10 protein-coding genes are annotated in these 11,826 nt (G+C 70.6%); 1 reads left to right on the plus strand and 9 read right to left on the minus strand.

What is annotated here, in order from left to right:
- Positions 1 to 67: 67 nt before the first annotated feature.
- The 3 genes from NLI01S_RS24345 to NLI01S_RS24355 all read right to left on the minus strand — a co-directional run bounded on the left by NLI01S_RS24345 (position 68) and on the right by NLI01S_RS24355 (position 5,402).
- Positions 68 to 2,437 (minus strand): bifunctional salicylyl-CoA 5-hydroxylase/oxidoreductase, encoded by a 2,370-nt coding sequence (locus NLI01S_RS24345; RefSeq protein WP_067609139.1) that lies wholly within the window; start codon positions 2,435 to 2,437, stop codon positions 68 to 70.
- A gap of 114 nt (positions 2,438 to 2,551) precedes the next feature.
- A complete protein-coding gene (locus NLI01S_RS24350) occupies positions 2,552 to 4,204 on the minus strand; it encodes a benzoate-CoA ligase family protein (protein WP_067609141.1) in 1,653 nt (550 codons plus the stop codon).
- A 76-nt stretch (positions 4,205 to 4,280) separates the two neighbouring features.
- The gene (locus tag NLI01S_RS24355; RefSeq protein ID WP_067609144.1) at positions 4,281 to 5,402 is read right to left on the minus strand and encodes an acyl-CoA dehydrogenase family protein; all 1,122 of its coding nucleotides are present in this window, start codon (positions 5,400 to 5,402) and stop codon (positions 4,281 to 4,283) included.
- Positions 5,403 to 5,570: 168 nt separating this feature from the next.
- Here NLI01S_RS24355 and NLI01S_RS24360 point away from each other — a divergent pair, with 168 nt between their 5' ends.
- Positions 5,571 to 6,452, plus strand: a complete 882-nt coding sequence (locus tag NLI01S_RS24360) for a PaaX family transcriptional regulator (RefSeq protein WP_067609147.1) — start codon at positions 5,571 to 5,573, stop codon at positions 6,450 to 6,452.
- 2 nt (positions 6,453 to 6,454) lie between these two features.
- On the opposite strand, the gene NLI01S_RS24365 is transcribed toward NLI01S_RS24360, so the two are convergent.
- From NLI01S_RS24365 to NLI01S_RS24390, 6 genes are all read right to left on the minus strand, one after another.
- Positions 6,455 to 6,889 carry a RidA family protein gene (locus NLI01S_RS24365; RefSeq protein WP_067609149.1) on the minus strand — a complete coding sequence of 145 codons (435 nt, stop codon included), beginning with the start codon at positions 6,887 to 6,889 and terminating at the stop codon, positions 6,455 to 6,457.
- Positions 6,890 to 7,717 carry an enoyl-CoA hydratase family protein gene (locus NLI01S_RS24370; RefSeq protein ID WP_067609152.1) on the minus strand — a complete coding sequence of 276 codons (828 nt, stop codon included), beginning with the start codon at positions 7,715 to 7,717 and terminating at the stop codon, positions 6,890 to 6,892.
- Positions 7,714 to 8,478 carry an SDR family NAD(P)-dependent oxidoreductase gene (locus NLI01S_RS24375; RefSeq protein WP_067609154.1) on the minus strand — a complete coding sequence of 255 codons (765 nt, stop codon included), beginning with the start codon at positions 8,476 to 8,478 and terminating at the stop codon, positions 7,714 to 7,716. The genes NLI01S_RS24370 and NLI01S_RS24375 overlap by 4 nt, the downstream gene beginning before the upstream one ends.
- 173 nt (positions 8,479 to 8,651) lie before the next feature.
- The gene (locus tag NLI01S_RS24380) at positions 8,652 to 9,626 is read right to left on the minus strand and encodes a hypothetical protein (protein WP_067609157.1); all 975 of its coding nucleotides are present in this window, start codon (positions 9,624 to 9,626) and stop codon (positions 8,652 to 8,654) included.
- Between the two features lie 301 nt (positions 9,627 to 9,927).
- On the minus strand, positions 9,928 to 11,211 hold the full coding sequence (locus NLI01S_RS24385) for a glutamate-5-semialdehyde dehydrogenase (protein WP_067609159.1): 1,284 nt from the start codon (positions 11,209 to 11,211) through the stop codon (positions 9,928 to 9,930).
- Positions 11,212 to 11,369: 158 nt separating this feature from the next.
- Positions 11,370 to 11,825 carry a type II toxin-antitoxin system PemK/MazF family toxin gene (locus tag NLI01S_RS24390; protein WP_067609162.1) on the minus strand — a complete coding sequence of 152 codons (456 nt, stop codon included), beginning with the start codon at positions 11,823 to 11,825 and terminating at the stop codon, positions 11,370 to 11,372.
- Between the last annotated feature and the right edge of the window lies 1 nt (position 11,826).

Raw genomic sequence — 11,826 nt, forward strand, 5'->3', positions numbered from 1 at the left:
CCAACCGCCAACAACCGCCAACAACCAGCCACCACCAGTGGTCCACCGAACAGCACTATGACTCGCCTCAGGTGGTGTGGGGACGCCACCGTCGGTGCCGGGTGGAGTCGTCGCCGGACCGTAGCAGTTCGAGTCGGGGACGCGGCCCGTCGACGCGACCGGTGGGGGGTTTGCGGCTGCCGGCGCGGAAGGGGACCGGCCAGGTGACGCCGGGACCCGCATAGTCCTGTTCGGCGGCGGCGTGAAGGGTCCAGTGCGGGTCGTACAGGTGGGGGCGGCCCAGGGCGCACAGGTCGGCGCGGCCGGCCAGGATGGTCGAGTTGACGTCGTCGTGGGAGGAGATGGCGCCCACGGCGATGACGGGGACACCGAGCTCGCGGCGGACGCGTTCTGCGTAGGGGACCTGGTAGCTGCGTCCGAACGCGGGTTCCTCCTCGGGGGTGACCTGTCCGGTGGAGACGTCGATGGCGTCGGCTCCGGCCGCCACGAGGGCGCGGGCGATCTGGACCGCGTCGTCACCCGTGGTGCCGCCCTCGACCCAGTCGGTGGCGGAGATGCGTACGGTGAGGGGTTTGTGGTCGGGCCAGGCGGCGCGCACGGCGGTGAGGACTTCCAGGGGATAGCGGAGCCGACCGGTCAGGTCGCCCCCGTAGGAGTCGGTGCGCCGGTTGGTGACCGGGGACAGGAACGAGGACAGCAGGTAGCCGTGCGCGCAGTGGAGTTCGAGCAGGTCGAACCCGGCGCGGTCGGCGGCGTGTGCGGCGGCGACGAAGTCGTCGCGGATGGAGTCCATGGCGCCCCGGTCCAGTTCCCGGGGCACCTGGTTGACACCGTCCCGGTAGGGCAGCGGCGACGGGGAGACCACCGGCCAGTTGTCGGTGGTCAGGGGTTGGTCAATGCCCTCCCACATCAGCCGGGTGGAGCCCTTGCGGCCGGCGTGCCCGAGCTGCACTCCGACACGGGCCCGGCTGTGGGTGTGCGCGAAGTCGGTGAAGCGGCGCCAGGCGGTCTCGTGTTCGGGCGCGTAGAGTCCGGCGCAGCCGGGGGTGATGCGGGCGTCGGCGGACACGCACACCATCTCGGTCATGACGAGTCCGGCACCACCGAGCGCCTTGCCGCCCAGGTGGACGAGGTGGAAGTCTCCGGGGGTGCCGTCGGTGGAGGAGTACATGTCCATGGCCGAGACGACGACCCGGTTGTCCAGTTCCAACGCGCCCAGGCGGAAGGGGTGGAACATGGGCGGGCGAACGTCGAGGGCTCCTTCTCCACCCCTGACCTCGCGGGCCACCTCGCGGGCGAACCAGCCGTCGACCCGGGCGACGAACTCCGGGTCGCGCAGGCGCAGGTTGTCGTAGGTGACGCGGCGGCTGCGGGTCAGCAGATCGAAGGCGAACGGCAGCGGGTCGGCGTCGACGTGGCGGTGGATGTCCTCGAACCACTCCAGACTGGCCTGGGCGGCGCGTTGGGTGCTGGTCACCACGGCACGGCGTTCGTCCTCGTAGGCGTCCAGGGCACTCGGCAGGTCGGGGTGTTCGTGCAGGCGGGCGGCGAGCGCCAGGGCGTCCTCCATGGCCAGCTTGGTGCCGGATCCGATGGAGAAGTGCGCGGTGTGCGCGGCGTCGCCGAGCAGGACGACGTTGCCGTGGTGCCAGGTGCGGTTGCGGACGGTGGTGAAGCGCTGCCAGCGGGAGTTGTTGGGCCGCAGTCGGTGCGGTCCCAGGACGTCGGCGAACAGCTTCTCGCAGCGGGAGATGGCGTCGAGGTCGCTCTCCCCGGGGGCGAGATCGCGGTCGACGAATCCGGCGGCCTCCCACACGTCCTCGGCCATCTCCACGAGGAACGTACTGGCGTCGGTCGCGTAGGGGTAGCAGTGCAGCTGCATGATTCCGTGCGGGGTGCGCAGGATGTGGAAGTTGAACGCGTCGAAGACCAGGTCGGTGCCCAGCCACATGAACCGGTTGCTCCGCGGTTCGAGGATGGTGCCGAACGCGTCGGCGTGTGCGGTGCGCGTGGCGCTGTTCGCCCCGTCCGCGGCGACCACGAGGTCGTAATGGGCGGCGAGTTCCGCGGCGGGCGGCGCCTCGGTGCGGGTGTGGACGCGCACCCCGAGTTCGGCGCAGCGGGCGCGCAGGATCTTCAGGAGGGTGTGGCGTCCGATGGCGGCGAAACCGTGCCCGCCGGAGGTGATGACGGTGCCGTCGAAGTGGACGTCGATGTCGTCCCAGCGGGCGAACTCCGTGGTGAGTCGCTCGTAGACACGGGGGTCGGCGTGTTCGATGCCGCCGAGGGTCTCGTCGGAGAGCACCACGCCGAACCCGAAGGTGTCGCCGGGGGCGTTGCGTTCGTAGACGGTGATGTCGTGGGTGGCGTCGAGTTGTCGGGTCAGGGCCGCGAAGTACAGTCCCGCGGGTCCAGCGCCGATACACGCGATGCGCATCGCGCCGCCTTCCTGTTCGTTGACGTCCTGTTCGTCGACGTCACGGTCTGTCGTCGGGTGCCGTCGCCCGCTCGTCGGGGTGGTCCGCTCGATGGTCGGGACGCGGGGGCGGTGTCACAGGGCGCCCTCCCGCAGCCGGAAACGCTGGAGCTTGCCGGTGGGGGTGCGGGGCAGTTCGTCGACGAAGACCACCGAGCGCGGTGTCTTGTACGGGGAGATGCGGGAGCGCACGTGTTCGCGCAGTCGATCGGCCAGGTCGGTGTCGGCGATCGGACCCGGCCTCGGCACCACGTACGCCCGTACGGCCAGGCCGCGTTCGGGGTCCTCCACCCCCACCACGGCCGCCTCCTCCACGTCGGGGGAGGTGAGAAGCGCCTCCTCCACCTCGGCGGGGGCGATGTTGTAGCCGGCGGAGACGATCATGTCGTCGCTGCGCGCCCGGTACCAGAAGTAGCCGTCCTCGTCGCGCACGTAGGTGTCCCCGGTGTGGTTCCAGCCGTGGCGGACGTACTCCCGTTGGCGCGGGTCGTTCAGGTAGCGGCAGCCGACGGGACCGCGGACCGCCAGGTGTCCGGGTTCGCCGTCGGGTACGGGGTCGCCCTTGTCGTCCAGGACGGCGGCGGTGAACCCGGGGACGGGCCTGCCGGTGGAGCCGGGGCGCATGTGGTCGTCGGTGGAGGAGATGAAGATGTGCAGCATCTCGGTGGCGCCGATGCCGTCGAGCAGCCGCACACCGGTGGCCTCGAACCAGTCCCGCCAGGTGTCCGCCGGCAGGTGTTCGCCGGCGGACACGCACCGGCGCAGGGTGGACAGGTCGCGGTCGCCGCGTCCGGCCAGCATGGCCCGGTAGGCGGTGGGCGCGGTGAACAGGATGGTGGCGCCTCGTTCGGTGACGGCGTCCAGTAGCGCCTCGGGGCGCGGGCGTTCCAGCAGCACCGTGGCGGCTCCGGCCCGCAGCGGAAAGATCAGCAGTCCGCCGAGTCCGAAGGTGAACGCGAAGGGCGGGCTACCGGCGAACAGGTCCTCGGGAGCGGGCTTGAGCACCTGGAGGGAGTAGGTGTCGGCGATGGCGAGCACGTCGCGGTGGAAGTGCACGCACCCCTTGGGGTCACCGGTGGTCCCGGAGGTGTAGGCGATCATGCAGGCGTCGTCGGCGGCGGTGCGCACGGCGGTGAACGGGTCGGGGTGGGCCGCCACCCGTTCGGTGAGGTCGTCGGGGCCCTGTCCTGCGTACACCAGGGTCGAGGGGGCGGTGTCCTCCCCCGCCCGTCGGGACGCCTCGTCCAGGTCGTCCAGGAAGCGGGCGTCGCACAGCGCGTGGGCCACGCGTGCGGAACGCAGGATGGTGGTGAGCTCACCGGCGCGCAACACCGGGAGGACGGTGACGACCACGCCTCCGGCTTTGAGCACGGCCAGCCAGCAGGCGGCGAGCCAGGGGGCGTTGGGGCCGCGCAGCAGCACCCGCTCCCCCGGCCGCAGGCCGCGTTCCTCCACCAGGACGTGGGCGATGCGGTCCACCCGGTCCCGCAGTTCTCCGTAGGTCAGTGTCTCGTGTTCGCCCACGACGCAGCGCCGGTCGGCACCATGACGGGCGATGGTGCCCTCCAGGAGCTCTTCCGCGCAGTTGAGGCGCCGGGGTACGTCCAGGGGTTCGATGAGCGGCCACTGTTCCAGGGGCGGCAAGTGGTCGCGGGTGAAGGTGTCCTCGTACGCGCTCGGGGTCGAGGGCGGTGGGAGCGGTTGGTCGGGCGATGGAGAGTGCGACATTGCTGGACCTCCGGGTGCGGGGTGCGACAGCGGGCGGCGTGGCCGTGGTGACGGCTCGGTGTCGGCGCGTGGACGACTACATGTGACGGGCGATGATCTGTCGCTGGACCTCCGAAGCCCCTTCGTAGATACGGGGTGCCCGGACCTCTCGGTACAGGTGTTCCAGGAGGTGGCCCCGGTGCAGGGCACGCGCACCGTGCAGTTGGACGGCGGAGTCGACCACGTACTGGGCGGTCTCGGTGGCGAACAGCTTGGCCATCGCCGCCTTGAGCGTGACGTCGGGGCCGCCGGAGTCGTACTCCTCGGCGGCCGCGTACACCAGCAGGCGGGCGGCCTCGGTACGCGTGGCCATCTCGGCGAGCGTGTGGGAGACGGTCTGCAGAGCGGCGAGGGTGCCGCCGAAGGCACGGCGACCGGCGGTGTGCTCCTTGGCGGCGGCCAGAGCCGCCCGGGCCATGCCGACGGCGAACGCGCCGACGCTGGGACGGAACAGGTCCAGGGTGCGCATGGCCACCGAGAACCCCTCGTCGGGGGCGCCGACAAGGTCGTCCGAGCCGACCTCGACCCCGTCGAAGACCAGGTGTCCCAGGGCGTGCGGGGACAGCATCTCCAAGGGCTCACCGGACAGCCCCGGGCGGTCGGCGGGGACGCAGAAGGCGGTGACGCCCCGCGAACGGGTGCCGGGGGTGGTTCGGGCGAAGACGGTGTAGAAGTCGGCGTCCGGCGCGTTGGAGATCCATGTCTTCTCACCGTGCAGCCGCCAGCCGTCGCCGGACGGCTCGGCACGCAGTTCCAGGGCCGCGGCGTCGGATCCGGCCTCGGGTTCGGTGAGGGCGAAGGCCGCCACCGCCCGGCCCGCCGCGGCCTCGGGGACCCAGCGCTTCCGTTGTCGGTCGGTCCCGGACTGAAGGAGGGGGTAGGTCCCCAACCCTTGGAGGGCCAGGGCGGTCTCGGCGTGGGTGTCGACACCGGCCAGGTGTTCGCGGAGTAGGCACAACCGGGTGGCGGGGGCCTCTCGCGGAGGTCCGTCGTCGACCGTGCCGGGGAACAGCGCGGACAGCAGTCCGCTCTCGCCCAGCCCCTGGAGCAGCGCCCGGTCGACGCGCCCCGGTTCACCGGGAGTGGTGTCCAGTTCGGCCGCCCGGTCGGTGACCCATCGGGCGAACTCGTGGTCGTCGTCGTGGGGCTGGAACGCCATGTGCGACCTCGACTCTCTCGGGAACGTGATCCGCCTCACTCCGAAGATGCACCCGGAACGTGACGGCCGTCAAGGGAGTGACATGAAGCCATCGGGAAAACGGACGTGATCGCAGGAGAAGGTCGAGCGCCGCAAGGGGTGCCGTGTACCGGCGGCTATCGTGTGCCCATGATTGCCAACAGCGACCGAGCAGCCCCGGATCCCACAGTCGACGCCGACCGCGTCCTGCGCCGCCCCCGGGCCCTGATCGTGTCGTTCTTCGGCACCTACGCCCGCGACGTGGGCGGATGGACGGGGGTTGCCGACCTGATCGCGCTGATGGGCGGACTCGACGTCGACGGCCCCTCGGTCCGCTCGGCGGTCTCCCGACTCAAACGCCGTGGGCTACTGGTGTCCGAGCATCTGGGCGGCGCGGCCGGCTACCGGCTCTCCGACGAGGGACGCCGCATACTCGGCGAGGGCGACCAGCGCATCTTCGGCCACCGGGTGGCCCGCGCCGAGGACGGTTGGGTACTGGTGGTGTTCTCCGTGCCCGAGGCCGAACGTCGTCGCCGGCACGCGTTGCGGACCCAACTGACCCGACTGGGGTTCGGCACCACCGCCGCCGGCGTGTGGATCGCTCCCGCGCACCTCACCGACCAGGCACGCACCACCCTGCGTGAACTGGGCCTGGAGGAGCACGCGGAGCTGTTCCACGCGACCCACCTGGACTTTCGCGACCTGACCACGTCCGTCGCCCGCTGGTGGGACCTACCGGCGCTACAGGCGATGTACCAAGGGTTCCTCGACGAACACGAGCCCGTGCTGACCGCGTGGCGACGACGCGGCGCACCTTCGGACCAAGGCCCCGAACAGCGGGCGATGGCCTTCGCCGACCACCTGCGCGCGGTGGACTCCTGGCGGAGGCTGCCGTTCCTCGACCCGGGGCTGCCACCCGAACTGCTGCCCGACCGGTGGGCGGGCAGCAGGGCCGCGCGCGTCTTCTTCGACCTGCACGCCCTGCTGCGCGGGCCCGCCCTGGACCACGTCCGCGCCACCGTGACCCCCTGAGGTCAGTCGGTCGGCCCCGGGATGACGGCGTCGCAGAGCAGCTCCAACAAGGCATCGGGTTCGAACAACTCGGCCACTCCGAACAGCGCCACGGCCGGGTAGTGGCGTCCCATATGGGCGCGGTAGACCCGGCCCAGCTCCCGCCCGGAGGCCCGGTAGCCGGGAACGTCGGTGGTGTACACGCTCAGGCGGGTCAGGTGTTCGGGTGAACCACCACAGGCTCGCAGAGCGGTGACGACGTTGGCCAGGGCACCATCGAACTGGTCGACCAGGGACTCGGCGGCCGGCCGCCCGTCGGGCCCGGAGGCGATCTGTCCGGCCAGGTGGACCAGACGGCCCGGGGCGGTGACCACGGCGTGGGAGAAGCCCGGGTTGGGCCCGAGTTCGGGCGGATTCACCAGTGTGTGCGGGGTGGGCGGCAGGTGTACGGGTTCCACTCAGCGTCCCTTCCATTGGGGGGTGCGACGGCCGGTGAAGGCGGCGTGGAATTCGGCGTAGTCCTCACCGCGCATGAGCAACGCCTGGGTCATCGCCTCCAGTTCGATGGCCCCGGACAGACTCATGTCGAGTTCCCGGGAAACCAGGGCCTTGGTCTGGGCGTAGGCGAAGGAAGGGCCCTTGGCCAACCTCTCGGCGAGCCGGTCCACGGCGGCGTCGAGCTCGTGGTCCTCCACCAGTTCGCTCACCAGACCGATCCGCTCGGCCTCGTCGGACTCCACTGTGTCGCCGAGCATGAGGATACGGGTGGCGTTTCCCAGGCCGACCATGCGCGGCAACAGGTAGGCGGCGCCCATGTCGGCCCCGGACAGCCCCACCCTGGTGAACAGGAACGCGAAGCGGGCCGAGCGGGCCACCACCCGGAAGTCGGAGGCCAGGGCCAGGACCGCGCCGGCGCCGGCGGCCATGCCCTGGATACCCGCGATCACGGGGATCGGGCACTCGCGCATCGCCCGGATCACCTCCCCGGTCATGCGAGTGAAGGAGAGGAGTTCGTCGGGGGCCATCTCCAGGGTCCGGCCGATGATCTCGTCGACGTCGCCGCCGGAGCAGAAGGCCCGGCCCTCGCCGCGCAGGACCAACACGCTGGTGTCGTCGCGGTGTGGCAGTTCCAGCAGCAGGTCCCGCAGGTCGGCGTAGGCCTCGAAGGTGAGGGCGTTGAGCCGGTCGGGCCGGTTCAGGGTGACGGTGGTGACCCCGTCGACCCGGGTCAGGTCGAAGTGGTCCCACCGGTCCGTGAGCGGCACGGAGCCGCGAAAGGCGCTCATCGTTGGGTGTCTCCTCCGTCGAGGGTGAGGGACTGGCCGTTGATCGCCCCGGCCAGGGGACTCGCCAGGTAGGTGACGGCGGCCGCCACCTCTTCGGGTTCGATCAGCCGGCCCAGGGGCGTCGAATCGGCGAGGGCGCGTTCGGCCCGGCCCGGGTCGCGTCCGGTGCGTTCGGAGATACGGGCCACCGAGCGTTCGGTCATGGGGGTACGTACGAAGGAGGGACACACGGAGTTGGCGGTCACGCCGGTGCCGGCGACCTCGTCGGCCACCGAACGGGCCAGGCCGAGGACGGCGTGCTTGGCGGCCGCGTAGGCGACGGTGTGGCGGGTTCCGGTGTGGGCGGCGGTGGACGCGACGAAGACCACGCGCCCATGGTCGCGTTCGATCATGCCCGGCAGTAGGGCCCGGGTCAGCAGGAACGCGGAGGTGGCGTTGGCGTCCAGGTGGTGACGCCACAGGTCGAGGTCGGTGTCGCGCAGCCGGGCGCTGTGCGCGGCGCCGGCGTTGTTGACCAGGACGGATACGGGGCCGAGTGAGTCGGCGAGTTCGGACACTGCGACTTCGTCGGCGAGGTCGCACGTCCGGGTGGCGACGAGGTGTCCCCGCTCCCGGGCGTCGTCGGCGAGCAGGGCGAGGCGATCGGGGTCACGGCCAAGGGCCGCCACCTCGTGTCCGGCCTCGGCGAGCGCGAACACGACGGCCCGTCCGATGCCACCGGAGCCGCCGGAGACCACGGCGAGCCGTTGGGAGTCAGCCATGGCGCGAACATATCACTCAGGTATGACCGTCGTCACGGGTGCGATATAAACCGAAAAAGGTCTGAAGGCACGAAGACGGCGGCGCCGCCGGCCGCTGGCCGTCGACGCTGCCGTGATCCGTTTTCGTCCGGGCACCGCCGAAGTCGGAAGGCCCGAAGCGAGCGAGTGTGCCCCTAGAAGGCGGGACCGGCCTCGATGGCCGCGTCCACGGTCTCGGCGCGGGCCTCCTCGACCTCGTCCGCCAGGTCGGCCTCGTGGGCCTCGAACTCGGCGGTCACCTCGGCGGCCAGTGCGCGCATGGCGACCTCCTCGGTGACGATGCCGCCGCGCACACGGTTGGCGTCACCGATCTGGGCGGTCGGGCTGTTGTCGGTGGCCACCAGGTCGCCACCGACGATGTTGTTGTCGATGTAGGCACCACCGGAGACGCCGGTGACGGACAGGTCGCCATCGACGTAGTTGACCGAGGCGCAGAAGTCGTCGTTCTCGCCGGCGCCGACCGCGACCGGGCCGGAGCCGGCGCTGTAGGTGGCGTTGCCCAGGACCTCGCTGTCGCACAGGATCCCGCCGGAGGCGGAGCCGTTGACGATGAGGTCACCGCGGATGACGCTGTCGTAGATGTCGGCGTAGACGACACCATCGGCGTTCACGCCGTCGGCGATGCGGCCGCCGTTGACGTAGAGCTCGCCGGTGGTGGCGTCCACGGACGCGGCGGAGGCACCGACCACGTAGACGAAACCGTCGTTGGCGGCCCCCTCGGCGGCCTGGGCACGCAGAGCGGCGACCGAGCTGCCGTCCTCCAGGTAGGTGCCGTAGGAACCGGAGTTGACCACGTCACCGTCGACCGTGGTGTCGGAGGCGTCGAAGTAGGCGTCCCCGGCGACGGACACCTCGCCCTCGATGGCGCCACCGATGATGTGGAGGTTGGCGTCCTGCTCGACCGTGACGTCGCCCTGGACGACGGTGCCGTCCAGGAAGCAGCTCGCGCCGGAGGGGACCTTCAGGTCGGTCGGCAGGGTGATCTCACCGCCGTGACCGGAGCACAGGGTGACCAGATCGGCCTGGGCAGGAGCAGCCATCATGGTGACGCTGCCGATCGCCAGAGCCGCGGTGGCGGTGGACGCGGCGATCTTACTCCCGAGCTTCATGCGGGGGATTTCCTTTCGTCGTGACCGGTGGGGGCCGGACGCTCCTGATTCGGTGCGGGAAGAGCGCCGTGTGACACCAAAGCGAAAGTACCGATCGGCGAGGGCTTTGGGAATACTTGTCCGGGGAAGTTTCGCCTCTGTCCAGGTTTCGCCGAAGGAAACAATCGAGGTGGCGCACGTGACCGTCACGGCGCGTGCACCCATCGGTTCCGGGGTTCACCACGGTGACCCGGGACCGGAAAAGGGCCGCCCGGTTTCCCCGAACGGCCCTTCATCAAGCCCCACGACGCCCGTCGCGTGATCACTTCAGGTGACCGTCACCGGTGACCACGTACTTGGTCGATGTCATTTCGGTGAGGCCCATCGGCCCCCTGGCGTGCAGTTTCTGGGTGGAGATACCGATTTCCGCACCGAACCCGAACTCGCCACCGTCCGTGAAACGGGTGGAGGCGTTCACCATCACCGCGGCCGAGTCCACCCGGGCCACGAAGTACCGGGAAGTGGCCAGCGAATCGGTGATGATCGCCTCGGTGTGCTGGGTGGAGTACTCACGAATGTGCGCCAACGCCGCGTCGACGTCGGGCACCACCCGCACGGACAGGTCCATGTCCAGGTACTCGGTCGCCCAGTCCTCCTCCGTCGCCTCGACCACGGTGGCCTCGGTCGGATGTGCCGTGGCGATCTCCAGCACCCGTGGATCCCCGTGCACGGTCACACCGGACGCGGCCAGGGACTCCAGGACCCGTGGCACGAACGCCTCGGCCACCGCCTCGTGCACCAGGAGCGTCTCCGCGGAGTTGCACACCGAGCAACGCTGCGCCTTGGCGTTGGTGGCGATGGCCACCGCCTTGTCCAGGTCGGCGTCGGCGTCCACGTACACGTGGCACAGGCCCTCACCGGTCTCGATCACCGGAACGGTGGAGTCGCGCACCACGGCCTGGATGAGCGAGCCGCCACCGCGCGGAATGAGTACGTCGACCAGGCCGCGCGCACGCATCAGCGCGGTGGAGGACTCACGGGTGCGCCCGGGAACGAGTTGGACGGCGTCGACCGGCACCTCGGTGCCCTCCAGCGCGTCCCGCAGCACCCGCACGATGGCGGTGTTGGAGTTGTAGGCCGAGGACGATCCCCGAAGCAGCGCGGCGTTCCCGCTCTTCAGGCACAGTGCGGCCGCGTCGACGGTGACGTTGGGCCTGCCCTCGTAGATGATCCCGATGACGCCCAGCGGCACACGGATCTGGCGCAGGTCCAGGCCGTTGGGGAGCACGCCTCCGCGTACCGACTCGCCCACCGGGTCCGGCAGCTCGACGATCTCGCGCACGGCGTCGGCGATGGCCTCGATCCGCCGTGGGGTGAGGGTGAGCCGGTCGATCATGGCCGGACTCGTGCCCTCGGCTCGGGCGCGCTCGACGTCCTCGGCGTTGGCCTCGGTGATCTCCTCGGCCCGTTTGACCAGGGCGTCGGCGATCGTGTTCAGGGCGGTGTCCTTGGCCGCACGGCTGAGCGTGGCGAGGTCGACGGCCGCGTTCTTACCGCGTCGGGCCACATCGTGGACCTCGCGCTCGATGTCACTGCTGACTGTCATCTCTGGTTCTGGCTTCCTTGCTCGGGAGGCCGCCCCGGCCGGTGGCACCTGCGGCGTCGGAGGGCACCTCACCGGGGGGATTCCCTCCAGCGTATAGCGCCCGGTCGACCACCGCGGGAGTTGTCCACAGGCCGAGACGTTCCCGGGGTCGGAAGGGGTCAGCGCCAGCCGTAGCGGTCGCGCAGGACGGCGGCGACCTTCCAGAAGACGTCCTCGTTCATCACGGCGGCCTCGCGGCGGATGTCGTCCTCGTCGAACTCGAAGAGGCGATCCACCCGCAGGTAGGAATCACGCTCCTCCCGGTCCCAGGGTCCGGAACCGATGGGCAGCCAGTCCTGGCGCTCGTGGTCGTCGGGCCGTTGGGAGGACAGCATCAGGCCGTGCAGGCGGCGGCCCTTGCGGCCGACCACCAGCATGGGACGATCCTTGCCCTGGCTCGCGTCCTCCTCGAAGGGCACCCAGGTCCACACGATCTCGCCGGCGTCGGCGAGACCGTCCCTCTCCGGGGCGTAGACGAGCCTGGTGGCGTTGCGGCCGGTCGGGACCTCGCGGACGGCGCCCTCGTACGGGTGGGAGTCGCCGTGCTGTGTCGTCTGTTGAGTCACGCACCGCATC

This window comes from Nocardiopsis listeri NBRC 13360, from assembly GCF_001570765.1.
GTDB lineage: Bacteria > Actinomycetota > Actinomycetes > Streptosporangiales > Streptosporangiaceae > Nocardiopsis > Nocardiopsis listeri.